A 24,990-nucleotide genomic window follows, 5' to 3' on the forward strand; every position below is an offset into this window, starting at 1 on the left:
GTCAGCCGAGAGTCCACTTCTGGTTGGTGGCGCCGGTGCAGGTGGCGAGCTGGATCGGCGTGCCGTTCGCGGCCGAGGACCCGGTCACGTCGAGGCACAGCCCGGACTGGACGCCGGTGATGCTGCCGTTCGCGGTGACCTGCCACTGCTGGTTGGACTGGCCGTTGCAGTTCCAGATGACGACCTTGGTGCCGGGGGTGGTCCCCTGGCCGCTGGCGTCGAGGCACCGCGTGCCGCTGTAAACCGTCAGCTCCCCGGCGCCGGTCCGGGCCCAGGCCTGGTTGGTCCCGCCGTTGCAGTCCCAGAGCTGGACCGCGGCGCCGGGCGTGGTGGAGACGCCGTTGACGTCCAGGCACTTGCCGAGCGCGCGGACCGGGCCCGCGGCCGGGGTGGTGGTCCCGCCGGTGCCGGCCGCGGCGATCACCTGCTGGGCGCCCGACGGCCAGTTCGTGCCGCTGACCTGGACGTTCCCGGTCAGGACGTTGTTGTGCGGCGATCCGGTGGCCACCTGGGTCGCGCCGCCGTTGTACCAGTTGCCGCTGAAGGTGCTGTCGTTGGTGTTGTTGCTGCCGTTGGCGTTGGTGAACGCCCAGACCCCGGAATCCTGGATCACGTTGGCCGACAGCGTCACGTACCGCGAACCCTCGTCCAGGTACAGGCCGACCGTGCGGTTGTTGTCGTAGATGTAGTTGTGGTCGATTGAGCTGCCCGGGTTGGCGGAGAGGTTGTAGATGCTGCCGCCGTCGTGCATCAGCTTCTTCGTGCCGTGCACCCGGTTGTAGCTGACGACGGTGTCGCGCAGCGTGGTGGGCGTCGAGTAGACGGGCTGGTAGTCGTACAGCCCGCGGTTGCGGTAGTCCTGGCTGCCGCCCTGGTCGTTCGCGCCCCAGCCCCAGCCGACGTCGATGCCGTCGTAGGTCAGGTTCGAGACGTCGTTGTGCGTGATGACGGTGTGCGTCGCGTAGGTGGAGAGGATGCCGGCCATCTCGCGGTAGTCGAGGGCGACCCGGCTGACCGTGTTGTAGGAGATGGTGACGTCCTTGTTGAGCATGGCGGCGTTCGACGGGTGGTGGGCGTCGGGCCGCACGCCGCCGACGATGACGCCGCCGCCGGAGTTCTCGGTGAAGGTGTTGTGGTCCACGGTGATCGACGACGCGCCCAGGCCGACGCCGGAGGCGTGCGCGTTCGCGTCGTTGCCGATGCCCAGGGCCACCTGACCGAGGTGGGTGAAGGTGTTGCCGCTGAAGGTGATCCCGGTGGCGGCCGAGACCTGGACGGCGGCGGGCGCCTGCGCCCAGCTGTTGCGGGCGCCCTCGAACTGGCGGCAGCCGGACTGGCAGGAGGTCAGGAAGTCGCCCGGCATCGGGGCCGCGGCCGGGAGGAAGGTGCCGGTCTGCTGGTTCGCGTACCCGACCGAGGTGCTGGGGGTGAGCCACGTGGTGTGCTCGAAGTTCAGGCCCTTGAAGGCGAGGCCGCGCACCGGGTTGTCGTAGGTGCCGCCGATCTGCAGCAGCGACTGCAGCCGCGGGAGCTCGACGTCGTGGCTGCCGGGCACCCAGCCGCCGGGCGCCTTGTAGTACAGCTTCCCGGCCTGCGGGTCGAGGTACCACTGGCCGGTGTTCTTCAGGAAGGAGTAGGAGTTCTCGAGGAACAGCTGGCCGCCGCCGAACGGCTTGGCGAGCGTGTCGTAGCCCCAGTTGTTGTTGTTCCACGCCGGTTGCTGCATGACGATCGACGTGCCGCTGATCCGGTCGACGGGGGAGTACCGGTCGGTGAAGGAGTTCTGGCTCTCCACCTCGATCCGGTTCTGCTGCGGCAGCGTGGCCAGGTAGTTCAGCGCGGGGTTGGTGATGGTCATCCCGGACGTGGTGAACTGCACGTCGTTGCGGGAGATGGTTATCCCCGCGCGCGGGGCGAGCGCGCCGTCGACGAACAGCTGCCGGGAGTCGGCGCCCTGGGGCACCGAAGCCACCCAGATGTTCTGGCCGGCGTCCTGCACCGACCAGCCGGTGACCTGGCTGCCGCCGGAGAGCACCGGCTTCTGGCCGGGCGCGGCCTGCCAGGTGACGGTGTGGCCGTTCTGGGCCGAATCGGCGCTGGTGAACCGCAGCGGGGCGGAGAGCCGGTAGGTCCCGGCGGCGAGCTGCACGACGACGTCGTTGCCGGCCGCCGACTGGGTGCGGGCCAGCTGCTGGGCCTTCGCCGGGGTGGCGACCGGCTGGTCCGGCGTGCCGGGGTTCGTGTCGTCGCCGCCGGGGGCGACGGCGATGGTGACGGTCGCGGCGTGGGCGGAGGGGGTGGCGAGCGCGGTCACCACGAGGGCGGTGAACAGCGCGGCGGCGATGCGCGACGGCATGGGCGGGCCTCTCCGGGACGGGGCTGGGCCCAACCGTCCACTGTGTACTGGAACCGGTGCCCGCTGGGCCGGGCCCGGGGCCGGCCGGCCCCCGGTCGACGGCGAACCGGGCGGGATGTGTACGACTCATCCGACACGGCGGAGGGCCGCCGGCTTTCGAAAGTTTCGAGGGCGCTCGACGGGTTTTCCGTTGTGGTGTCGGTGATCCATGAGAACAGCGCGCCTGCCCGGCGTCAAGCAAGGATCAGGCCCATTGCTCCGTCCCGGTGCCGGGGATGTAAGTTTCAGTCCGCCCCGGCAAGGATTGACCGGACGGCGGGTGAGCGAGGTAAGGTGCTGTCCGGAGTTACTGAGTCATACTCATTGCGTGACCCGTGACGAGGAAGTAGCACCGCCTGTCCCGTACCGCCCCGGCTACGAAGTGGTGGCGGAGCAGATCCTCCGGCTGATCGCCGAACTGGAACTGCGGCCCGGTGACCGGATGCCGACCGAGAACGAGCTGGCGGCGCGGATGGGAACCAGCCGGACCATGGTGCGGGAGGCCGTCAAGATCCTCTCGGCCATCGGCCGGGTGCGAGCGCACAAAGGACGTGGGCTGTATGTCTCCGACGACGAGGGCATGCTCGGCGGGTCCCGGTGGGGCGCGTTCTTCCTGCCCGCCGATCTCGACCACGTCTACATGCTCTTCGAGTTCCGCCGGATCCAGGAGACCGCGGCCAGCCGCCTGGCGGCGGCCAACGCCACCCCCGCCGAGCTCCGCGCGATCGAGGCCGCCGCCGAAACCTGCCGGCACGGCCACCTGACCGGCCAGTACGCGTTGTTCGACCGGGGCGACGACGACTTCCACGCCGGGATCGCCGCCGCGTCGCACAACCAGTTCCTGGTCGCGGCCGTGGGCGAGGCCCGCCGTCTGCAACGCCAGTCGAACATCATCGGGATGTCCGGCGCGATCGGCGGGCACGCGGTGGGTGCGATCGAAGAGCACGCCGCGATCTACCGGGCCATCTGCGACGGCGACCCGGACGCGGCCGCCCACGCCGCGGGCGTCCACCTGGACAACACCCTGGAGGACTACCGCCGGGAGATCCAGCGCCGGCTCTTCGGCCGGTGATCGCACTGCACCAGACAAATGCACTGTGTCAGACAGTCCATTGTGGACTGCTTTGCTCCCGGGGCCAGCCCCGGCCCGGGAGGACGACGACGTCCTAGTACAGAGGGAGCCGTGTGATGGTGAAGCAGAGACCCCTGTTCGCCTCCGCCGTGATCGGAGCCGTGCTCGCCGTGCTCGCCCTGCTCGCGGGCGGCACCGCGCTGGCCGCCCCCGCGGGTGCGGACCGGACGGCGGCGGCCGGCACCGCGGGCTGCGGGAAGGCGCCCGGGCTGGCGAGCGGCAACCACACGATCTCCAGTGGCGGCCAGAACCGTAGCTACATCCTGCGCGTCCCGGCGAACTACGACAACAACCACGCCTACCGGCTGTTCGTCGGCCTCCACTGGCGGGGCGGGACGATGAACGACGTCGACTCGGGCGGGACCGACGGCTACAACTGGTCCTACTACGGGCTCCGCCGGCTGGCCGACAGCTCCGGCAACAACACGATTTTCGTGGCGCCCCAAGGCAACGGGAACGGCTGGGCCAACCCGGGCGGCCAGGACGTCACCTTCATCGACGACCTCCTGCGGCAGGTCGAGGCCGCGCTGTGCGTCGACACCACGCAGGTCTTCGCCGGCGGCTTCAGCTACGGCGGTGCCATGAGCTACGCCCTCGCCTGCGCCCGGCCCACCGTGTTCCGCGCGGTCGCGGTGTACTCCGGGGCGAACCTCAGCGGCTGCAGCGGCGGCACCCAGCCGGTCGCCTACATCGGGATGCACGGCATCGGCGACAACGTCCTGCCCATCTCCTCCGGTCGTCAGCTGCGCGACCAGTTCGTCCGCAACAACGGCTGCACCCCGCAGAACCCGCCGGAGCCCGCGAGCGGCAGCCGGACCCACATCGTCACCGCCTACTCCGGCTGCCGGGCCGGGTACCCGGTCGTCTGGGCCGCCTTCGACGGCGGGCACGACCCGGGCCCGAAGGACGGCGGCGGCAGCGGCTGGCAGACCTGGACCTCGGGCGAGGTGTGGAAGTTCATCACGCAGTTCGGCACCACCACGCCGCCGGCGCCGCCGGTCCAGACCGGCGTGAACTACAAGCTGACGGCCCAGCACAGCGGCAAGCTCGTCGGGATCACCGGCGCCTCGACGGCGGCCGGCGCGCTCATCGAGCAGGAGCCGGCCAACGGCGGGCTCAGCCAGCAGTTCGACTTCGTCGACTCCGGTGACGGCTACTACCGGATCCGCGCGCGGCACAGCGGCCTGGTGCTCCAGGCGGCGAACGCCGACAGCGGCGCGGACGTCAGCCAGCAGGCCGACACCAACGCCACCCTCCAGCAGTGGCGGGTCGTCGACCAGGGCAGCGGCGCGGTGAGCCTGGTGAACCGGGCGAGCGGCCTGGCGCTGGACGTCTGGGGCGTCTCGACCGCCGACGGCGCGCGGATCTCCCAGTGGACGTTCACCGGGAACCCCAACCAGCGGTTCCAGCTCCAACGTGCCTGAAGCCGTGTCCGTCGCCGAAGAATCGCCGGGGTTGCGGCCCACGCTGGCCGACGTCGCGCGGGCGGCCGGGGTGTCGATCGCCACGGCCTCCCGCGTGCTCAACGGGTTCCCGCGCGTGAGCCCGGAACGCCGCAAGCAGGTGGAGTCCGCGATGCTGGCGCTGGGCTACGCCCGGCAGCGGGCGGCGAAGGCGAGCAGCGCGCGGCACACCGGCTCGATCGCCCTGGTGGTGTGCGAGGAAGTGCCGCGGTTGTTCACCGACCCGTACTTCCCGCGGATCGCCGCGGGGGTCGGCCGGGAGCTCACCGCGGTGGGGGTGCAGCTCGTGCTGCTCACCGTGCCGGCCACCGACGACTACCAGTCGCCGGTGGTCCGGTACCTCGACGGCGGGCACGTCGACGGCGCCCTCGTCGTCGGCATGCACGGCCGCCGCCCGCTCGACCTGGACTGGCTCGGCATCCCGGTGGTGTTCGGCGGGCGGCCGGTCCAGGCGGGGCGGACGGGCCGGCTGCCGTACGTGGACGCCGACAACCAGGGCGGGGCGCGGCTGGCGACCCAGCGGCTGCTCGACGGCGGCCGCCAGGTCGTGGCGACCGTCGCCGGGCCGCAGGACATGACCGCGGGGGTGGACCGGCTGCTCGGCTACCGGCAGGCGATGACGCGGGCCGGCCGGTACGACGAGACCCTCGTGGTGTGCGGGGACTTCGGGCAGGCGTCCGGCGAGTACGCGACGTCCCGGCTGCTGACCCGCCGCCCGGACGTCGACGGCATCTTCGCGGCCTCCGACATGATGGCGGTCGGGGCGTTGCGCGCGCTGCGCCGCGCGGGACGGCGGGTGCCCGAGGACGTCGCCCTCGTCGGGTTCGACGACCTGCCGATCGGCTGCTGGACGGACCCGCCGCTGACGACCGTGCGCCAGCCGGTCGAGGAGATGGGCGCCCGGATGACCGCCGAGCTGCTCGCGATGATCGACGGCGCGGCCCCGCGCCGGTCCACCGTGCTCGACACCGAACTGGTGCCGCGGAAGTCGGCCTGAGTCAATGTCCATTCAGGACTGAGGAGGAATCGTGCGCGTGTTGGTGGTGGTGGCCGCGATGCTGGCGGCGGCGGTGGCCGGGGCCGTCCCGGCTTCGGCGGCCGCCGCGCCGCTGGTGAGCGCGGCGTCGGGGCGGTGCCTGAACGTCAAGGGCGGCACCGACACACCGGGAACGGCGTTGGAGATCTACGACTGTGGCGGCCAGGCCGGGCAGGCGTACGAATTCACCTCGGCGGGTGAGCTGCGCACGCTGAACGGCACCCGGTGCGTGGACGCCTACGGCGGGCGGACCGCGCCCGGGACGGCGGTCATCATCTGGTCCTGCAACGGCCAGGCGAACCAGCAGTGGCGGCAGAACGCCGACGGGACGATCACCGGTGTCCAATCGGGACTGTGCCTGGACGTGACCGGTGCCGGCACGGCCAACGGCACCGCGGTCGTGCTGTGGACGTGCCACGGCCAGAGCAACCAGCAGTGGAGCACCGGGAGCACTCCGCCGCCGCCGACCGGCACGGCACCGTGCGACATCTACGCCTCCGGCGGCACGCCGTGCGTCGCCGCGCACAGCACAGTCCGGGCGCTCTACGGGAACTACGCCGGCAACCTGTACCAGGTCCGGCGCTCGTCCGACAACACGACCCGGAACATCGGGCTCCGGGCGGCGGGCGGGACCGTCGACGCCACCGCCCAGGATTCCTTCTGCGCGGGCACGAACTGTGTCATCACGGTGGTGTACGACCAGTCCGGGCGCGGGAACGACCTGTGGTACCAGGGGTCGAGCGTGGTCCCGGGGTCCAGCCAGAGCAGCCCGGCGAAGGCCACGTCGGAGTCGCTCACGGTCGGCGGCTCGAAGGCGTATTCGCTGTACATCAACCCCGGCAACAGCTACTGGCGGGACGGGCACACGACCGGCGTGCCGACCGGCAGCGCACCCGAGGGCATGTACATGGTGACCAGCGGAACGCACGTCAACAGCGGCTGCTGCTTCGACTACGGCAACAGCGAGACGACGCGGAAGGCCGACGCGGCCGGCGCGATGGACGCGATCAACTTCGGGACGGAGTGCTGGTTCGGCGGGTGCCAGGGGACGGGCCCGTGGGTGCAGGCCGACCTCGAGTGGGGGCTGTACCCGGGCGGCAGCCAGCAGTGGAACCCGAACCAGCGGGCGCTGCCCAGCAAGTTCGTCACGGCGATGCTGAAGAACAACGGCACGTCCCGCTTCGCGCTCAAGGGCAGCAACGCCCAGTCCGGCAGCCTGACGACGATGTGGGACGGCGGGCTCCCGAACGGCTACAGCCCGATGAAGAAGCAGGGCGCGATCATCCTGGGCAGCGGTGGCGACTGCTGCAAGCCCGGCGGCGGGGCGAACCTGAGCGCGGGGACGTTCTACGAAGGGGCGATGGTCGCCGGCTATCCGTCGGACGCGACGGAGAACGCGGTGCAGGCGAACGTGGTGGCCGCCGGGTACCGCTGAGCCGCTGGGGCGGACGGGAGGGGCTTTCCCCGCGTGGTGGCGCGGGGGAAGCCCCTTTCGGCGTGCGCGCCGGCCGGGCCGGGTCCGGGCAGGGGAGCGCCGTGCCGGGCCGGATGCAGTGAATGACTCATTCCTGACCTCCGACGCAGTGAATGACTCATTCCTGACCTCCGACGCCAGGAATGAGTCATTCACTGCGTGCCCGGGAGAGCCGGTATCCGCGCCGAACCGGTTCGCCTCCATTCGGCCGATTGTCGGTGAATTGCCCGCAGCGTAACGTGCCTGCTGGTCGAACCGGTTCGATGACCGCGCATCGACCTCTCCGCTCGTCCACCGCCAAAGGAGTCGTCCGTGGACCTCTCGCGTCAGCGGCCCCGCGTCCGCCGCGGCCTGGCCGCCATCCTGCTCACCGGAGCACTGACCGGTGCTTCCGCCGTGGCCCTCGTCGCGCCGGCCGCGGCCGCGGACGAGTCGGTCTCCGTCGACTTCTCCGCCGTCGGCGGGGCACCCACCTACCGGGCTTCCGGGTGGATCTACGGTATGACCGAGAACGCCGCGAACCCGCCCGACCACTTCTTTCGTGACGTGCGCTTCCAGGCGATGCGGGCCGGGGGCGCGCAGCTGGACAGCCCGGGCGGCTGGGTGTCGGGCAAGTACGACCGGCGGTGGAACGCCACCCGTGCCCAGCTGCTGCGCACCCGCTCGCTCGGCGGCCAGTTCGTCCTGCTGGTCCACGACCTCTGGGGCGCCGACGGCTACCCGATTTCCCGGTTCCCCGGCGACAACGGCGACTGGACCGACTACGACAACTTCCTCACCCGCCTGATCAACGACGTGCGCGCCACGGGCGCCCCGGTGGAGTGGGACCTCTGGAACGAACCCAACATCACGCTGTTCTGGAACCGGCCGCAGAGCCAGTACTTCGCCATGTGGCAGCGCGCGTACCAGCGCATCCGGGCGGCCTTCCCGGCGCACGCCATCGTCGGGCCCAGCCTCGCCGGGGTTCCCTCCACCTCGGCGAGCTGGTGGACGCAGTACCTCGACTTCGTGCGCGGCTCGAACACCGTCCCGGACATCGTCAGCTGGCACTCCCTGCCGGGTGATCCGGTGGCGAACGTCGCCGCGGCCGACGCGTCGCTCGGCTCGCGCGGCATCCCGCACCCGCGGCCCTACCAGATCAACGAATACGGGGCGTCGAACGAGCAGAACCCCGGTGACGGCGCCTGGTACATCGCCCGCCTGGAGCGGGCCGGCGCCGACGGGCTGCGCGCCAACTGGGCGAGCGCCGGAAACCTGCACAACGACCTCGCCAACCTGCTCGTCCGCAACTCCGCGGGCCGGTACCTGCCCAAGGGCGAGTGGTGGGCGTACCGCTTCTACGGCTCGCAGACCGGGCAGGTCGTGACGTCGAAGCCCAGCCCGGCCTACGACCCGTTCGCCACGAAGGCGGCCGGGGTGGCGAAGGTCCTCGTCGGCGGAGGTGGCACGACCGGGAACGTCGCGGTCGCCCTGCAGCGCCTGGACACCACGTCCGGCATCGTCCAGAACAACCAGGTGCGGGTCGTCGTCCAGCAGATCCCGTTCAACGGCGGTGCCGCGGTGCAGAGCCCGGTGACCATCCGGGATTCCGTGGTCACGGTGTCCGGCAACGCCGTGACCGTCGCCGTCCCGCACACGACGATCGACGACGCCGTCAGCATCACCGTGCTGCCGCCGTCGGACGGCAGCTTCCAGACCGTCGCGGTCGCCCAGCACTCCCAGCAGTGCCTGGACAACACCGACCTGAGCACCGCGGACGGCAACCGGCAGCAGCAGGACTTCTGCGAGGGCGGCGACCAGCAGCAGTGGACCTTCCGCCCGGTTTCCGGGGTGGCGGGCGCGTACACCGTCGTCAACCGGCAGAGCGGCAAGTGCCTCGAAGTCGCCGGTGCCTCGGCCGACGACGGCGCCGCCGTCCAGCAGCGGACCTGCACCGACGGCGCCACGAACCAGCAGTTCTCGCCGCGCCGGGTGACCTACGGCGGCAACGACGCCCACGACTACCAGCTCGTCGCCCGCCACAGCGGGAAGTGCGTCGACGTCAGCGGGGTTTCCACGGCCGCCCGTGCCGCGGTGATCCAGTGGACGTGCCGGGCCGCGTCCCAGAACAGCCCGCTCAACCAGACCTGGCGGCTCTCGGGGAGGGGACCGGCCTGACGCCCGTCAGGCCCCGGGCCGGTTGCCGGTGGGGATGGTGATCGGCGTGCTCGCCGGGGACGTGCCCTTGTTGAGGAACAACATGGCGAGCGCCCGGATGAACTGGTCGAAGAGGTAGAAGCCGGCCGGGGCGATGGGCAGCAGGCCCTCCCGGAAGGCGATGTACGCGGGCCACCCGGTGCGGATCAGGGTGGCCGCCGCGTAGTCGCGCGGCAGGCCGAGCCAGTCGCCGACCTCGTTGCTGAGCACGTACCGCACGAACTCGTTCAGGAAGCCGCGGGTGACGCCGAGGTCGATCTGCGCGGTCAGCCCGAGCAGGTCCGCCGCGAGCTCCTTGCCTTCGGGCGTCGGGGCGAGCAGCGGGGTGAGCACCTGGGCGGACTGCGCGTCGGCCGCGGCCCACGTCTGCGGGATGAACTCCTCGCGCACGCCGAGCAGGTGGATGGCGACCTGCCACTGGTGCAGGAAGGCGTCTTCGTCCGCGGCCGACATCGGGACGTGCCACTCGCGCAGCTTCCGGTGCACGAACGTGCCGAGGCTGTGGAAGGTGACCAGGATGTCGCCGTTGCTGATCGGGATCCGCTCGTCGGCGACCGCCCGCCAGTGCGGTGACTGCGGCAGCAGGTGGCGGACCGCGGCGTGCACCAGGCGGGTCTTGTTGGCCGTGACGACGAACTGGCCCGAGGGCTCGAACGCGCCGGCTTCGCTCAGGTCGTAGCCGAAGGTGAAGGTCTTGGCCGCGCGGTCCTGCATGTCGGCGCCGCCCGCCGACCAGTAGACCGAGCGGGCCTCCCGCGGGATGACCGTGCTCATGATGCCGCTGCCGAGGCCGTAGAGCAGGAACAGGTAGGTGTCCTTGCGCCGGTTGAAGTCGGCGGCGCGGCGCAGCTTGGCGGGGTCGGCCCAGGAGGGCAGCCGGTTGACCCGCCGGAGCCAGCCGTCGAGGTCGTCGGGCAGGCCGGGCGGCAGCGGGTCGTCGTTGTCCGTCCACGACCGCAGCGCGGTGTTGACCGCGGGCACCCGGCCGCCGTCGACGAGCCCGGCCACCAGCCGGTCGACCTCGTCGTCCCAGACCCACCACGGGTCGGCGCCGCCGGTCGACGCCCAGGCGGGGACGGCGCTCGCCGCACTCACCAGACCTAGCGCGACACCGAGGGAGAGAACGTTCCTCCTGCTGAGATTGCTCATTCACTTACCTAGCTTCCTTGATAGGTAATGGGCTCTTCGTGAGGAGATTCTTCATTAACATAGAAGGTGACTCGCGCGTCGGCAAGACCCGGTCGTCCTGTGGTTGACTGGCACGTATGGCCCGACTTCCGCACCCCTCCGCCCGGTGACCGCCGAGCCGGCCGCGGCCGTCCGGCCCCGCAACCGCAGGCAGCTCGTCGTCGAGGCGGGCGCCGCGGTGTTCAGCGAGCGCGGCTACCACGCGGCGTCGATGGAGGAGATCGCGGCGCGCGTGGGCATCACCGCGGCCGCCCTGTACCGGCACTTCCCGAACAAGTACGCCCTGTTCGCCGCGTGCGCGAACGTGATGGCGGACCGGCTCGTCGCGGCACTCGCCGACGTGCCCCCGGCGGCGTCCCTGGCGGAGATCTTCGCCGCCGTCACCCGGGTCACCGTGGCCCACCGGGAGACCGGCGGGGTGTACCGCTGGGAGGCCCGGTACCTCGAGCGCGAAGACCGACGGAAGCTCGCGGGCAAGTTCGCCCACGTCGTCGAGCGCGTGGCGGCGGCGGTGCGGCGCGAGCACCCGTGGCCCGGCGAGCACCTGCGGGCCGTGGCGGCGCTGGGGGCGATCGGGTCGATCACGACGCACCACAACGCGATCGCCCAGCGCCGGGTCGAGGACCTGCTGCGCGCCGCGGCCCGGCGCGTCGCCGCCACCGATCCCGCCGCGGTGCCCGCGCCCGCCGTCGAGATCCCCGCGCCGCCGGTGCCGCGGACACGGCGTTCGGAGATCCTCGCGGCCGCCGTCCCGCTGTTCGAACGGGACGGGTTCGCCACCGTGACCAACGGCCGGATCGCCGAGGCGGTGGGGCTGGTGCCGTCGGCGCTCTACCGCTACTTCCCGGGCAAGGCCGACATCCTGGCCGCGGCCTGCCTGCAGGCCGCGGACCTGCTGGCCCAGGCGGTCGAGCACAACCTGCGCGGGACGACCGGCCCGCACGAAGCCCTGAACGCCCTGACCGCGACGTACGTGGCATACAGCTTCGAGCACAGTGCTCTCAACAGCGTGGCCAACGCGGAGATCGCCGGCCTGCCGGACGGCCTGCGCGGCCCACTGGTCGCGGCGCAGCGCGAGCACATCGCGGTGTGGGAGCAGCACCTGCGCAAGGCCCGCCCGGAGCTCGACACGCGCCAGGCCCGGGTGCTGGTGCACGCCGGGTTCGGCGTGGTGGTCGAGGCCGGCCGGCGGCTGCGGTGGGCGGACGGCCCGGAGCACCGCGCCGCGGTGGCCGCCTTGCTGGTGAGCGCCCTCGGCCTGTGATCTCCGGGCGACCTCGCCGTCCTGCCGGGTTCACCCGGGTCGCGGAGGTGAACACCGGCCCGCCACGGCGGCTGAGCCTTCAGCAGGGCAAGGTGCCGATGCGCAGGGCGTGGCCGCCGTCGTTGCCGTCGTCGGCCCAGACGACCGCCCGGTGCCCGGCGGCGCAGGCCGGGGAGATGGCGAACCCTTCGTTGTTGTGGTTCGGCATCTTCGACGGCCGCGCGTAGGTCGCGGTGACGGTGAACCGGCCGCCGGTGAGCTGCAGCGTCGCCGATCTGCCGGAGCAGGTGTCGTCGCAGACCGACCAGAGGCTGCCGGTCGCCGGGTCGAATTCCAGCTCCATGACCTTCGGGAAGCCGGACGGGAAGGACGCCACCCGGGTGAACCCGCCGCCGCTCCGGTCGAGGGCGTAGGCGTAGACCCGGCCGGTGTCTTCGAGGCCGAGGAAGTAGAGGCCGGTCCCGTGGCCCGGGTAGCGGGCGGGGTCGTAGCGGGCCCCGGTGTGGTCGTCGCGGAACCCGCCGGCGGTGAGGAAGCGGTCCGGGATCCAGGTGATGCCTTCGAAACCGCCGTTGTCGTCGACGGCGGGCAGGTCGCCGGTGAGATCCCACTCGGCGGTGGCGTCGAGCTCGCTCGCGGTCGATCCGGTGTCGTACCGGAGCACCTTCAGCAGGCTGCCGTCGCCGTCGTTGTCGCGTTCGGTGGCGGCGAAAAGGCCGTCGGGTGTGACGACGACCCCTTCGGCGTCCGGGTCGCCGCCGCCGTTCCGGTAGCGCAGCGGCCAGTCGGCGGCGGGCCGCCAGCCGCCGCCGTCGCGGACGAGCCGGTAGAGGGTGCCCGGGCCGTTCTTGACCGCCCACAGCACATCGGGGCCGTCGAAGGAAAGCCCGCTGACGTTGTCGCCCAGGACACCGGCGGGATCGGCGACCGCGATCGCAGGATCGCCGGGCCATTTCCGCGTGGTGGCGGCCGCGGCACTGCCGACGGGAACGGCGAGAAGGACAGCGGCGAGGCAGAGGAGGGTACGCACGTCGTGCTTCTGGGATCGAAGGGGCAACGCGGCGTCATTCCGGACTGTACCGAGCCGATCACCCGGCGGGCAACCTGGTCTCGCACCGCACCTGCGGCGCGGCCTCGGTCCCGGAGGCCACGCAGTCGACGACCCGGCCGGGCGCGGGAACGGGAAAGGCGAAGAAGACCGGCCCGTCCACCCCGGCCGAGAACTTGACGACCGTGTGCTGCCGGTTCCCGGTGCCGTGCAGGGTTTTCGAGTAGTAGCTGGTGTGCGGCCCGATGGCGGTGGTGAGGCCTTCGCCGTCGTCGTCGAGTTCGTGCACGTCCAGCACGTAGTCGCCGGTGGTGTACTTGCCTTCGTTCTCGTGCCCGGCTTCCGCGGGGACGGCGCTGACGACCTCCGGGGAGACGGGATCCGCGGCGGTGGCGATCACGGTGGCCCCGGCGGCCACCACGGCGACCCCGGCCACGGCCCCGGAGACGACGATTCGCTTGGCGGTGAACTTCACGGGTCCCTCCTCCCCACCTGACGATCAAGGTAGGGCGGGGAGAGGGCCGGTCACCTCGGCCGAAGGGGCGGTCCGGGCGCCGCGGCCTCGTCCTTTCGGCCGAGGTCCGGCGGCGCCGGGCCGATCGCGGTGACCGGTCCCGGCGTGGGCGGCCTGCTTCGGCGTGGCGGACCTCCGCGCTCGGTCAAGCTCCGGCGCGTCCGCGGGTGGTGACCGGCCCGGGGCCCGGTCAGTCCCGGGCCCGCCGCCACACCGCCAGCGCCGTCGCCGCCAAGGCACCACCGGCCGCCGCGACGACCCCGTGGTGCCGGCTCGCCCACAGCTGCGCGCTCTTCGGTGTCGCCTTGTCGTCGAACTGGCCGTGTGCCCCGAAGTCCCGCTCGCGATCCGCCGGCGACCACAGGTTTTCCGGCTGGTCCGGGGACTTCTTCGCCCCCGTCTGCTGGGACCGGTACCCCGTCCTCGCCAGGTAGCGATCGAGGATCCCCGGTGCGACGGCGTTCGCGAGCAGCGTCCCGACCGTGCTCCCGCCCACCCAGTACTCGCGGCGGCGCGGGTGGTCGGCCGCGTGCACGACCGCGCGGGCGGCGACCTCCGGCTGGTAGATCGGCGGCACCGGCTGGGCCTGGTGCGGCAGCTTGGACCGGACCCACGAGAACTGCGGGGTGTTGACCGCCGGCATCTGCACCATCGTCGTGCGGACGCCGCTGCCGTCGTGCAGGAGCTCGCAGCGCAACGCCTCGTTGAACCCCTGGATCGCGTGCTTCGCGCCGCAATACGCGCTCTGCAACGGAATCCCGCGGTACGCCAGCGCCGAGCCGACCTGCACGATCGTGCCGCGGTCGCGGGACTGCATCCGGCGCAGGGCGGCCATCGTGCCGTGGACGTAGCCGAGGTAGCTCACTTCGGTGACGCGGCGGAACTCCTCCGGCTCGATCTCGCCGAAGGGCGCGAACACCGACGTGAAGGCGACGTTGACCCACACGTCGATCGGGCCCAGCTCCTCCTCGGCCCGGGCCGCGGCGGCGTCGACCTGCTCGAAGTCGGCGACGTCGGTGGGGATGGCCAGGGCCGTGCCTCCGGCGCGGGTGACGTCTTCCGCGGCGGCTTCGAGGCCTTCCTTGCCCCGCGCGAGCAGGGCCACGCGGGCCTGCCGGGCCCCGAACGCCCGCGCGACGGCGCGGCCGATGCCGCCACTGGCTCCGGTCACGACGACGACCTGGTTCAGGACTGCCTCCGTTTTCCCGTACGAGCCCAAGCGGCCGCGACGACCGCGTTCGCCAGCGCCGCGGTCCGCCACCGGCGCGACACCGCGGCCAGGCCGAGCATGCTCACACTGTGCGCGACGTCGATCGTCCAGCCCCAGCGGGCGACGACCCCGTCCGGCCGCCGCAGCACGGCGGCGGCCTGGGTCAGGTGGCGGAATCCCAGCGCCAGCGCCACTTTCCGCGGGATCGGCAGGGACCGCGACGCGACCACGATCCCGCCGCCCCAGACCGCCCGCGCGACCGCGACCCCGCGCGTCACCGGGCCCACCGTGCCCACCGAGCCACCGCGACCCCGAGCGCCGCGACGCCGGCCGCGGCGGCCAGCCCCTTCAGCTTCCGCTTCGGGGTCTCCGCCGGGGCGTCGAGCCCCCGGGCCAGCAGCTCGGCCAGGTGGACGCCTTCGCGGCCGCCGCTGTCCAGCTCGTGCAGCTGGGTGCGGCAGCTGAACCCGTCGGCCAGCACCGCGGTCTCCGGCGACGCGTCCCGGACGCGCGGGAGCAGGACCCGCTCGGCACACGCCTTCGAGACGTCGAGGTGCCCCTTCTCGAAGCCGAAGTTCCCGGCCAGGCCGCAGCACCCCGAGTCGAGGTGCTCGGCGTCGACCCCGGCGGCTTCGAGGAGCGTCCGGTCCGCGTCCCAGCCCATGACCGCGTGCTGATGGCAGTGAACCTGCGCGATCGCCTTCGCGTCCAGGCGCGGCGGCCGGTAGCCGGGGGAGTGCTCGGTGAGCAGCTCGGCGAGGGTGACGGTCTGCGCGCGCAGCCGCCGGACGTCGTGGTCGCCCGGGAAGAGCTCGGCCGCGTCGGCGCGGAACACCGCGGTGCAGCTGGGTTCCAGGCCGACGACGAGCCCGCCGTCGTGCAGGTGGGCGGCCAGTTCGCGGACCGTGCGCGCGAGGATGTGCTTCGCCACGCCCAGCTGCCCGGTCGAAATCCAGGTGAGCCCGCAGCACAGCGCCGCGGACGGCATGGTCACCCGCCACCCGGCGTCCTCCATGACCCCGATCGCGGCCTGTCCGACGTGCGGGTGGAACGAGTTGGTGAAGGTGTCCGGCCACAGCAGCACCGTCCCGCGGGCGCCGGTGCCCGACGGCCCGCGCCGCGCGAACCACTGCTGCAGCGTTTCCCCGGCGAACAGCGGGACTTCGCGGTCCTCGACGCCCGCGACGAGGGTCGCCAGCCGCGACAGGCCGGGCGCGTGCGTCAGGGCGTTGACCACCCGGCCCGCCCGGAGCCGGCCCACGACCTGGGCGATCGCCGGCAGCCAGCCCATCGTGAAGTCCGACCGCGGCCGCCGCCACGGGCGCCCTTCGTAGTGGTGGGCGAGGAACTCCGCCTTGTACGTCGCCATGTCCACATTGGCCGGGCAGTCGGTCTTGCACCCCTTGCACGCCAGGCACAGATCCAGCGCTTCACGGACCTCCGTCGAGCGCCAGCCGTCGCCGACCGGGCTGTCGCCGTGGCCGTCGAGCATCTCGAACAGCAGCCGCGCCCGCCCGCGCGTGGAGTGCTCCTCCTCGCCGGTCACCTGGTACGACGGGCACATCACCTGCCCGCCGCTCGTGGTGTGCTGCCGGCACCGGCCGACGCCGACGCAGCGGTTGGCCCCCTCGGCGAACGAGCCGCCGTCGTGCGGGAAGCGGAAGTACAGGTCCTGCGGGTCGGCGGGCGCCCAGCCGGCGCCCAGCCGCAGGTTCTCGTCGAGCCGGTAGGGGGCGACCACCTTGCCGGGGTTCATCCGGTTCCCGGGGTCGAACACCGCCTTCAGCCTGCCGAACGCGGTCACCAGGTCCGCGCCGAACATCTTCGGCAGCAGTTCGCCGCGGGACTGGCCGTCGCCGTGCTCGCCGGAGAACGACCCGCCCAGCTCGGCGACGAGGTCGGCGGCGCGCTCCATGAACCGCCGGTAGGTGGCGACGCCGTCGGCGGTGTAGAGGTCGAACGGGATCCGCGTGTGCACGCAGCCCTGGCCGAAGTGCCCGTACAGGCTCGGGCCCGTTTCGCCCGCGTAGCCGAACTCTTCGTAGAGCGCGGTCAGCTTCCGCAGGTACTCGCCGAGCCGCTCCGGCGCGACGGCGGAGTCTTCCCAGCCTTCGAAGGTGTCGGGCCGGCCCGGCAGGTGGGCGGTGGCCCCGAGCCCGGCTTCACGCACCTGCCACAGCTCGTCTTCGCGGGCGGGGTCGTCGAGGAACTCGGCGTCGGCCTCGTGTTCGGTGCCGTGCAGGGCGTCGAGCATCTTGTGCGCCTGCCGCTCGGCTTCCTCGTGGGTGCCGGCGGCGAACTGCACCATGAGGAACGCGCGCCCGTGCGGCAGCTCGCCGAGGGCCTTCGGGTTCATGTGCTTGATCTGCTCGTCCCGGATCAGCTTGTGGTCGACGCCTTCCAGCGCGACCGGCTCGTGCGGGAGGACGGCGGGCACGGCGTCGGCGGCGGTGGCGATGTCGCGGTACCCCAGCACCACGAGCGTCCGCTCGGGCAGCACGGGCACGAGCTCCAGCTCGGCCCGGAGCACGGTGACCAAAGTGGACTCGCTGCCGACGAGCAGCCCGGCCACGTCGAAGTGGTGTTCCGGCAGCAGGGAATCGAGGTTGTAGCCCGAGACGCGGCGCGGGATGTCCGGGTACCGGCGGCGGATCTCCTCGGCGTACTCGTCGCGCAGCCGGCGCAGCTGCCGGTAGAGCGCCGCGCGCGGGTCGCCGCGGCGCTCGATCTCGGCGTATTCCTCGTCGGTGGTTTCCCCGCACCAGAAGCGGGTTCCGTCGTAGGTGAGGACTTCGAGGCGGGCGATGTTGTCGACGACCTTGCCGGTGCGCTGGGCCGTGGCCCCGCAGGAGTTGTTGCCGATCATCCCGCCGAGAGTGCAGTTCATGTGCGTCGCCGGTTCCGGCCCGAACCGCAGGCCGGTGTCCGCGAGCTGCCGGTTGAGCTCGTCGAGCACGATCCCCGGCTGCACCACGCAGGTCCGGGCTTCGGCGTCGACCGACTCCAGCCGGGTGCAGTACTTGGAGAAGTCGAGCACGACGGCGGTATTGGTGCACTGGCCGGCCAGGCTGGTGCCGCCGCCGCGGGAGAGCACCGGGGCGCCGAACTCGCGGGCCACCGCGATCGCCGCCGCCGCGTCCTCCGGCGTCCGGGGCAGCACGACGCCGAGGGGCACCTGCCGGAAGTTGGACGCGTCGGTCGAGTACGCCGCGCGCGTCCCGCGGTCGAAGCGCACTTCGCCGTCGACGCGCTCGCGCAGCGCCGCCGCCAGCGCGCCGGTGTCGAGGTCTTCGTGATCCGCGTGGCGCACCACCGGATCGGGAGCTGGACGGGTCCCATCGCGGATCCTCCTTCAGAGTGCGTACTCGGCGGCGGCTTCGGCGCGGAAGGTGAGCCCGTGCCCGGGCGCGGCCATCGACGGCGTCACGGTGCCGCCGTCGGGGTCGAGACAGCCGTCGAAGAAGCGCCGTTCGATCCGGTCGTGGTCGGCGAACCACTCGATGTGCCGGAAGTTCTGCGTGGCCACGGCGGCGTGCGCCGAAAGGTTCGGGGCGCAGTGGGCCGACACGTCCCGGTTCACCGCCGCGGCCAGTGCCGCCGCGCGCCGCCACTCGGTGTAGCCGCCGCACCGGGTGATGTCGACCTGCAGGCAGTCGACCGACGGCAGCATGCGGGCGAAGTAGGGCAGGTCGTAGCCGTACTCCCCGGCGGCGATGTCCGGGCCGCCGGGGAAGCGCGCCGCCGCGAGCCCCGGCAGGTCGTCGCTGGAGACGGGCTCCTCGAACCAGGTGACGTTCCACTCCACCAGCCGCTCGGCGACCCGGCGGGCCGGGCCGGGGGAGTAGGCGCCGTTGGCGTCGACGTACAGCGCCGGGTCTTCGCCGATCACCTTGCGGGCCAGCGCGACCCGGTCGAGAGCGCGATCCGGCGACGCGCCGATCTTGATCTTCACGCGCGGAATGCGCTGCTGCCGGACCCAGTGGTCCAGCTGGGCGGCCAGTTCGTCGTCGGAGAGGCTGGTGAAACCGCCGCTGCCGTAGACGGCGACCTCGTCGTGCACCCGGCCGAGCAGCCTGCTCACGGGCAGTTCGAGCGACCGGGCCGCGGCGTCCCACAACGCGATGTCGACGGCGGACATCGCGCAGGAGACCAGGCCCGCGCGCCCGAGGTTGCGGATGGCGTGCTGCATGGCCGCCCAGCAGGCGGGCACGTCGAGCACCGGGCGGCCGCGGACCGCGGCCGCGAGCACGCCTTCGATCAGCGGCACGCAGGCCGCGTCGGCGTAGGTCCAGCCCAGCCCGTGGACCCCGCCCGCTTCGGCGTGCACGACGACGATCGTGGTCGCCTCCCACTCGAGCGTGCCGTCGGCCTCCGGCTGCGGGGTCGGCACCCGGTAGGCCCGGGCGCCGACCCGCTCGATCGTGGTCACCGGTTCTTCCCGGGCAGGAACTCCTGCAGCTTCGTCTTGACGCCCTGGGCGACCAGGTGCAGCGCGTCGGGGTCGCCCTTGAGCACGGCCTGGGCGGCCGACTTCATTTGCTCGAAAGTGGCGTGCGGCGGGATCGGCGGCACGTCCGGGTCGCAGCGGACGTCCAGCACCGCCGGCTTGCCCGCCGTGAGCGCGGTGTCCCACGCCGTGGCCAGCTGGTCGGGCTTGTCGACGGTGACCGCCGCGAGCCCGAGGGACAGCGCGAAGCCGGCGTAGTCGACGTCCGGCAGGCTCTGGGACTGCTCGAACTTCGGAGCGCCGCCCATCGCGCGCAGCTCCCAGGTGACCTGGTTGAGGTCGTTGTTGTGGAAGACGCAGATCACGCAGCGCGGGTCGCTCCACAGGTGCTGGTAACGGGCGATGGTGATCAGCTCGGCGAGGCCGTTCATCTGCATGGCGCCGTCGCCGACGAGGGCGATCACCGGCCGGTCGGGGTGGGCGAACTTCGCGCCGACGGCGTACGGCACGCCGGGGCCCATGGTGGCCAGGGTGCCCGACAGCGACCCGCGGATGTCGCCGCGGATCCGCAGGTTGCGGGCGTACCAGTTGGTGGAGGAGCCGGAGTCCGCGGTGACGATGGCGTTCTCCGGGATCCGCTTCGACAGCTCGGACACGATGGCCATCGGGTTCACCGGATCGGCGTCCACCGCCGCTTCCTTTTCGACGGTGTCCCACCAGGAGGCGACGTTCTTCTCGATCGTCTCGCGCCACGAGCGGTCCGGCTTGCTCGCCAGCTTCGGCAGCAGCGCGCGCAGCGTGGCCGCGCTGTCCCCGACCAGGTTGACCTCGGTCGGGTAGCGCATCCCGATGAACCGGCCGTCCAGGTCGATCTGCACCGCGCGCGCCTGCCCGAAGTCGGGCAGGAACTGGCTGTACGGGAAATTCGAGCCGATGATCAGCAGCGTGTCGCAGTCGCGCATCATCTCGTAGCTCGGCCGGGTGCCGAGCAACCCGATCGAGCCGGTCACCCACGGCAGGTCGTCGGGCAGGACGTCCTTGCCCAGCAACGCCTTCGCGACGCCGGCGCCGGTGACCTCGGCGACCTGGCGGACCTCCTCGGCCGCGCCGCGCGCGCCCTGCCCGACCAGGATGGCGACCTTCTCGCCGGCGTTGAGCACCTCGGCCGCCGCGTCGATGTCGGTCTCCGCGGGCACCGGCCGGGACCACGCGGTGCCCGGCGGACTGGAGGGCACCTGCTTGAACGCGTGCTGCGGCGGCGTGTACTCCTCCTCCTGCAGGTCGGCCGGGATGATCAGGGCGGTGGGGCAGCGGGACGACTCGGCGGTCCGGATGGCCCGGTCGAGGGCGTTCGGCAGCTGCTCGGCGACGTTGACCTCGACGAGGTATTCGCTCGCGACGTCCTTGTAGAGCGCCTGCAGGTCGATCTCCTGCTGGTAGCTGCCGCCCATCGCGCTGCGCGCGGTCTGCCCGACGATCGCGACCACCGGGACGTGGTCGAGCTTCGCGTCGTACAGGCCGTTGAGCAGGTGGATCGCGCCCGGGCCCGAGGTGGCCATGCAGACGCCGACCTTGCCGCTGAACTTCGCGTAGCCGACGGCCGCGAACGCGGCCATCTCCTCGTGCCGGGCCTGCACGAAGCGGGGCTGGTCGTCCGCCTTGCCGAACGAGGCGACGAGCCCGTTGATGCCGTCGCCGGGGTAGGCGAAGACCTGCTCCACTCCCCACTCGCGCAGGCGCTGGAGCAGGTAGTCACCGACTGTCTGGCTCATGAGTACTCCCTTGGGCGTGCGGTGCCGCTTCGGTGAGCGCCTCGTGGACCCGGCGGGCCACGACGGCGGGCCGGGGCCGCGCCGGGTCGGGCCAGCGGACCAGGACCGCGGGCTCTTCCGCGCCGTCCGGCTCCACGGCCAGGCACCACCCGCCGCGGTCGGTCCACGACAGCATCAGGTGCCGGCCCGCGCGCCGGTCGGCCAGTGCGATGTAGGCACTCGACGGACTGCCGCATTCGCTCCACGACGCGGCCGGTTCGACGCGCAGCAGCTCGGCGACGGTCTCGACGTAGTCGCGCAGGGCCGCGGCCTCGACGTGCCCGGGATCGGGTTTCACCGGCGCGGACGCCTCCTTCCGTGGTCGCCTTCGGCGCTCACGGATCGCTGTACCCGCTTTCGCCGTCTATCATACTTGCGTGACGCAAACGTGGCAGGAGCAAGACGGTACCGACGCGGCCTTGGCGGCGTTGCGGGCGATGGTGCTGATCGCCGACTCGACCGTCGAGCGGAACACCGAGCACCTGACGCTCACCCAGTTCCGCGCCCTGCGGGTGGTGGTCGACCGGACCCCGGTCACCATGGGCCGGGTAGCGCGGGAGCTGGCGATGAACCCGTCGTCGGTCACCCGGGCGTGTGATCGGCTGGTCGCGCTGAACCTGCTGGAAAAGGCGGCCAACCCGCTGAACCGGCGGGAAACGCTGCTCGCCCCGACCGGACCGGGCCGTCAGCTCGTGGACCGCGTGGACCGCGATCGCCGCCGGGTGCTGGCGAGCGTCCTCGGCCGGCTCGACCCGCCGGCCCGTGCCGCCGCGATCGCCGCGTTCGAGCGGTTCGCCCGAGCGGTCGAATCGGACGAACCGGAATCCGGCTCACTTTTGCGTCGCGCAAACTAAAACGCCCGAATCGAAGTTTGCTCGCCGTGATCGCGGGTATCCCTCGCTCAGCTGCGGCGTGATCGGAGGTCCTTGCGGTGGGAAAGCGCGACGGAATCACCGAACCCTGGGGGACCAGAACGCCCTACGGACCGGGCCAGGCGTGGCCGGTGCGGGTGGACACCCACCTCGCCGACGGAGTGCGCCCCGAGGACGTCGACCGCTGGGTCCGCAGCGCCGCGGTGTTGCATTCCAACGGCGACGGGCTCGACATCGCGGTCAAGGACGGCCGGATCGCCGGGGTCCGCGGCCGCGCCGACGACCGCGTCAACCACGGCCGCCTCGACCCGAAGGACCTCTTCGGCTGGCAGGCGAACTCGTCCCCGGACCGGTTGACGACCCCGTTGGTGCGCAAGGACGGCGAGCTCGTCGAGGCGACCTGGGATGAAGCGATGGACCTGGTCGTCCGCCGCAGCAAGGAACTCCTGGACGAGCAGGGCCCGGGCGCGCTCGGCTTCTACACCAGCGGCCAGCTGTTCGCCGAGGAGTACTACACGCTCGCCGCGATCGCGCGCGGCGGGCTGGGCACGAACCACCTCGACGGCAACACCCGGCTCTGCACGGCGACCGCGGCCGCGGCGCTGAAGGAGTCCTTCGGCTGCGACGGCCAGCCGGCGTCCTACACCGACGTCGACCACGCCGACGTCATCGCCCTCTTCGGGCACAACATGGCCGAAACGCAGGCCGTCCTGTGGTCGCGCGTGCTCGACCGGCTCGCCGGGCCGAACCCGCCCGCGGTGCTGTGCGTCGACCCGCGGGACACCCCGGTCGCCCGGGCGGCGACGCTGCACCTGGCGCCGCTGCCCGGGACCAACGTCGCCCTGATGAACGGGATCCTGCACGAGATCGTCGAGCACGGCTGGGTCGACCGCGAGTACGTCGACCGCTGCACGGTCGGCTACGACGACCTCGCCGCGATGGTCGCGGACTACCCGCCCGAGCGCGCCGCGGAGATCTGCGGCGTCGACGCGGGGCGGATCCGCGAGGCCGCCCGGCTGCTCGGCTCGGCGGAGCGGCTGCTGTGCACGGTGCTGCAGGGCTTCTACCAGTCGCACCAGGCGTCCGCGGCGGCGGTGCAGGTCAACAACCTCGTGCTGCTGCGCGGCATGCTCGGCAAGCCCGGCGCGGGCGTGCTGCAGATGAACGGCCAGCCCACCGCCGAGAACACCCGCGAATGCGGCGCCGACGGCGACCTGACCGGGTTCCGCAACTGGGCCAACGACGCGCACGTGGCCGAGCTGGCGCGGCTGTGGAACGTCGACGTCGGCAAGATCCCGCACTACGGGCCGCCGACGCACCTCATGCAGATGCTGCGCTACGCCGAAACCGGCACCCTGCGGTTCCTGTGGGTGTCGGCCACCAACCCGGCCGTTTCGCTGCCCGAACTGCACCGCATCCGGTCCATCCTGGACTCTTCGCGGCTGTTCGTGGTGGTGCAGGACGCGTTCCGCACCGAAACCACCGAGTTCGCCGACGTCGTGCTGCCCGCGGCGATCTGGGGCGAGAAGACCGGCACGTTCACCAACGCCGACCGCACCGTGCACCTGTCGGAGAAGGCGGTCGACCCGCCCGGGCAAGCGCGTCCCGACCTGGACATCTTCCTCGACTACGCCCGGCGGATGGACTTCCGGGGCAATGACGGCGAACCCTTCCCGCAGTGGCACGATGCCGAAACCGCGTTCGAGGCGTGGAAACGCGCGTCGGCCGGGCGGCCGTGCGACTACAGCGGCTTGAGCTACGCGAAACTGCGCGAAGTCAGCGGGATCCAGTGGCCGTGCACTTCGGACAGTCCGGACGGGACCGAACGGCTCTACGCCGACGGGAAGTTCTTCGCCCAGCCGGACTACTGCGAGAGCTACGGCCGCGACCTGGTCACCGGCGCGCCGATGGAACCCACCGAATACCGGGCGATGAACCCGGACGGCAAGGCCATGCTCAAGGCGGCCGAGTACGTCCCCCCGCACGAAAAGCCGGACGAGGACCACCCGTTCTTCCTGGTCAACGGCCGGACGATCTACCACTTCCACACCCGCACGAAGACCGGCCGGGCGCCGGAGCTGCGCGCGGCCGCCCCGGAGGTGTGGCTCGAGGTGTCCGCACGGGACGCCGAAGCCGCCGGGCTGGCCGGAGGCGACCTCGCGGAGGTCTCGACTCCGCGCGGGGCGGTCCGCGCCCGGGTCCGCGTCGGCGGCATCCGCGACGGCGTGCTGTTCCTGCCGTTCCACTACGGCTACTGGGACGTCGAGCACCCGGCGGGCAAGGACGGCGACCGCGCGGCCAACGAGCTGACCTTCACCGACTGGGACCCGGTGTCCAAGCAGCCGCTGTTCAAGACGGCCGCGGCCGCGCTGCGCAAGGTGGCCGCCGTCGCGGCCCCGCGGCCGGAGCCGGTGCCCGCGGCCGTCGACGAGGAGGTGGTCCGGTGAAGCTCGGACTGGTGCTGCGCGAACTGCACCGCGCGGAGACGCACCTGGCCAAGGACCTGCTGAAGACGTCGGACCGGCACCACGCGGAGCACGAGGTCCACCACGTCGCCCGCGACCTGGCGGCCTGGTCGGCGGCGCACGTCCGCGATCTCGCCCGCGCGGGGCGCGCGCACGACCTGGACCTCGGCGAGGACGTCCCGGGGCCGGGCCCCCTGGAGCCGCTGCGAACGGCGCTGGCCGAACTGAGCGGCCGCCGCCCCGAGCCGGGCCTGCTGCTGCTGGCCGACCTGCGCCGCCTGCACCGCCGCGCGGCGGGCGTGTCGCTGGACTGGGAGCTGCTCGCCCAGAGCGCCCAGGCGGCGAAGGACAGCGAGCTGCTGGAGCTGGCGACCCGGTGCCACCCGCAGACGCTGCGGCAGCTGAAGTGGACGAACGCGATGCTGAAGGTGCTCTCGCCGCAGATCCTGACCAGCTAGGTCAGCCGGGTAACGCG

At 72.2% G+C, this 24,990-nt stretch carries 20 protein-coding genes; 9 read left to right on the top strand and 11 right to left on the bottom strand.

Annotation, left to right across the window (positions count from 1 at the left end):
• Position 1 precedes the first annotated feature (1 nt).
• Positions 2 to 2,356 (bottom strand): ricin-type beta-trefoil lectin domain protein, encoded by a 2,355-nt coding sequence (locus tag ACFPLC_RS32040; protein ID WP_378192290.1) that lies wholly within the window; start codon positions 2,354 to 2,356, stop codon positions 2 to 4.
• A gap of 367 nt (positions 2,357 to 2,723) precedes the next feature.
• On the opposite strand from ACFPLC_RS32040, the gene ACFPLC_RS32045 reads away from it, so the two are divergent.
• The 5 genes from ACFPLC_RS32045 to ACFPLC_RS32065 all read left to right on the top strand — a co-directional run bounded on the left by ACFPLC_RS32045 (position 2,724) and on the right by ACFPLC_RS32065 (position 9,657).
• Positions 2,724 to 3,467 carry a FadR/GntR family transcriptional regulator gene (locus ACFPLC_RS32045; protein ID WP_378192288.1) on the top strand — a complete coding sequence of 248 codons (744 nt, stop codon included), beginning with the start codon at positions 2,724 to 2,726 and terminating at the stop codon, positions 3,465 to 3,467.
• A gap of 116 nt (positions 3,468 to 3,583) precedes the next feature.
• Positions 3,584 to 4,951: an RICIN domain-containing protein gene (locus ACFPLC_RS32050; protein WP_378192286.1), complete on the top strand. Its 1,368-nt coding sequence runs from the start codon at positions 3,584 to 3,586 to the stop codon at positions 4,949 to 4,951.
• Between the two features lie 4 nt (positions 4,952 to 4,955).
• The gene (locus ACFPLC_RS32055; RefSeq protein WP_378236288.1) at positions 4,956 to 5,987 is read left to right on the top strand and encodes a LacI family DNA-binding transcriptional regulator; all 1,032 of its coding nucleotides are present in this window, start codon (positions 4,956 to 4,958) and stop codon (positions 5,985 to 5,987) included.
• Positions 5,988 to 6,018: 31 nt separating this feature from the next.
• Complete coding sequence (locus ACFPLC_RS32060) at positions 6,019 to 7,461, top strand: arabinofuranosidase catalytic domain-containing protein (RefSeq protein WP_378192284.1); 1,443 nt, start codon at positions 6,019 to 6,021, stop codon at positions 7,459 to 7,461.
• A gap of 351 nt (positions 7,462 to 7,812) precedes the next feature.
• Positions 7,813 to 9,657 (top strand): RICIN domain-containing protein, encoded by a 1,845-nt coding sequence (locus ACFPLC_RS32065; protein ID WP_378192282.1) that lies wholly within the window; start codon positions 7,813 to 7,815, stop codon positions 9,655 to 9,657.
• A 6-nt stretch (positions 9,658 to 9,663) separates the two neighbouring features.
• Here the strand turns inward: ACFPLC_RS32065 and ACFPLC_RS32070 are convergent, their stop codons facing one another.
• Positions 9,664 to 10,845 (bottom strand): oxygenase MpaB family protein, encoded by a 1,182-nt coding sequence (locus ACFPLC_RS32070; protein WP_378192280.1) that lies wholly within the window; start codon positions 10,843 to 10,845, stop codon positions 9,664 to 9,666.
• A gap of 145 nt (positions 10,846 to 10,990) precedes the next feature.
• On the opposite strand from ACFPLC_RS32070, the gene ACFPLC_RS32075 reads away from it, so the two are divergent.
• A complete protein-coding gene (locus ACFPLC_RS32075; protein WP_378192278.1) occupies positions 10,991 to 12,148 on the top strand; it encodes a TetR/AcrR family transcriptional regulator in 1,158 nt (385 codons plus the stop codon).
• Positions 12,149 to 12,227: 79 nt separating this feature from the next.
• Here ACFPLC_RS32075 and ACFPLC_RS32080 read toward each other — a convergent pair whose 3' ends face one another.
• The 9 genes from ACFPLC_RS32080 to ACFPLC_RS32120 are packed head-to-tail and all read right to left on the bottom strand — an operon-like array spanning position 12,228 to position 21,476.
• Entirely contained in the window at positions 12,228 to 13,178 is a 951-nt protein-coding gene (locus ACFPLC_RS32080) for an esterase-like activity of phytase family protein (protein ID WP_378192276.1), read from the bottom strand.
• A gap of 58 nt (positions 13,179 to 13,236) precedes the next feature.
• Positions 13,237 to 13,671, bottom strand: coding sequence for a hypothetical protein (locus ACFPLC_RS32085; RefSeq protein WP_378192274.1), 435 nt, complete (start codon positions 13,669 to 13,671; stop codon positions 13,237 to 13,239).
• Between the two features lie 50 nt (positions 13,672 to 13,721).
• The gene (locus tag ACFPLC_RS32090; RefSeq protein ID WP_378235995.1) at positions 13,722 to 13,859 is read right to left on the bottom strand and encodes a hypothetical protein; all 138 of its coding nucleotides are present in this window, start codon (positions 13,857 to 13,859) and stop codon (positions 13,722 to 13,724) included.
• 41 nt (positions 13,860 to 13,900) lie between these two features.
• A complete protein-coding gene (locus ACFPLC_RS32095; RefSeq protein ID WP_378192272.1) occupies positions 13,901 to 14,881 on the bottom strand; it encodes an SDR family oxidoreductase in 981 nt (326 codons plus the stop codon).
• Between the two features lie 14 nt (positions 14,882 to 14,895).
• Positions 14,896 to 15,198, bottom strand: coding sequence for a hypothetical protein (locus ACFPLC_RS32100; RefSeq protein WP_378192270.1), 303 nt, complete (start codon positions 15,196 to 15,198; stop codon positions 14,896 to 14,898).
• A complete protein-coding gene (locus ACFPLC_RS32105) occupies positions 15,195 to 18,233 on the bottom strand; it encodes an FAD-binding and (Fe-S)-binding domain-containing protein (protein WP_378192268.1) in 3,039 nt (1,012 codons plus the stop codon). The genes ACFPLC_RS32100 and ACFPLC_RS32105 overlap by 4 nt, the downstream gene beginning before the upstream one ends.
• 39 nt (positions 18,234 to 18,272) lie before the next feature.
• Entirely contained in the window at positions 18,273 to 19,349 is a 1,077-nt protein-coding gene (locus ACFPLC_RS32110; protein WP_378192266.1) for an enolase C-terminal domain-like protein, read from the bottom strand.
• A complete protein-coding gene (locus tag ACFPLC_RS32115) occupies positions 19,346 to 21,139 on the bottom strand; it encodes a thiamine pyrophosphate-requiring protein (RefSeq protein ID WP_378192264.1) in 1,794 nt (597 codons plus the stop codon). The genes ACFPLC_RS32110 and ACFPLC_RS32115 overlap by 4 nt, the downstream gene beginning before the upstream one ends.
• Positions 21,120 to 21,476, bottom strand: a complete 357-nt coding sequence (locus ACFPLC_RS32120; RefSeq protein ID WP_191306764.1) for a DUF6292 family protein — start codon at positions 21,474 to 21,476, stop codon at positions 21,120 to 21,122. The genes ACFPLC_RS32115 and ACFPLC_RS32120 overlap by 20 nt, the downstream gene beginning before the upstream one ends.
• 79 nt (positions 21,477 to 21,555) lie before the next feature.
• Between ACFPLC_RS32120 and ACFPLC_RS32125 the strand changes: the two genes are divergently transcribed.
• The 3 genes from ACFPLC_RS32125 to ACFPLC_RS32135 all read left to right on the top strand — a co-directional run bounded on the left by ACFPLC_RS32125 (position 21,556) and on the right by ACFPLC_RS32135 (position 24,973).
• Complete coding sequence (locus ACFPLC_RS32125) at positions 21,556 to 22,032, top strand: MarR family winged helix-turn-helix transcriptional regulator (RefSeq protein ID WP_378192262.1); 477 nt, start codon at positions 21,556 to 21,558, stop codon at positions 22,030 to 22,032.
• A 77-nt stretch (positions 22,033 to 22,109) separates the two neighbouring features.
• Positions 22,110 to 24,497, top strand: a complete 2,388-nt coding sequence (locus ACFPLC_RS32130) for a molybdopterin oxidoreductase family protein (protein ID WP_378192259.1) — start codon at positions 22,110 to 22,112, stop codon at positions 24,495 to 24,497.
• Positions 24,494 to 24,973 (top strand): hypothetical protein, encoded by a 480-nt coding sequence (locus ACFPLC_RS32135; RefSeq protein ID WP_378192257.1) that lies wholly within the window; start codon positions 24,494 to 24,496, stop codon positions 24,971 to 24,973. Before ACFPLC_RS32130 ends, ACFPLC_RS32135 begins: the two co-directional genes overlap by 4 nt.
• The last annotated feature ends 17 nt before the right edge of the window (positions 24,974 to 24,990 follow it).

The sequence above is a fragment of the Amycolatopsis plumensis genome (assembly GCF_042652605.1).
Classification (GTDB): domain Bacteria; phylum Actinomycetota; class Actinomycetes; order Mycobacteriales; family Pseudonocardiaceae; genus Amycolatopsis; species Amycolatopsis plumensis.

Excerpts from the sequence above, each read along its gene's own strand:
- ACFPLC_RS32040 (WP_378192290.1), bottom strand. The coding sequence starts at position 2,356 with ATGCCGTCGCGCATCGCCGCCGCGCTGTTCACCGCCCTCGTGGTGACC.
- ACFPLC_RS32050 (WP_378192286.1), top strand. The coding sequence starts at position 3,584 with ATGGTGAAGCAGAGACCCCTGTTCGCCTCCGCCGTGATCGGAGCCGTG.
- ACFPLC_RS32070 (WP_378192280.1), bottom strand. The coding sequence starts at position 10,845 with ATGAGCAATCTCAGCAGGAGGAACGTTCTCTCCCTCGGTGTCGCGCTA.
- ACFPLC_RS32115 (WP_378192264.1), bottom strand. The coding sequence starts at position 21,139 with ATGAGCCAGACAGTCGGTGACTACCTGCTCCAGCGCCTGCGCGAGTGG.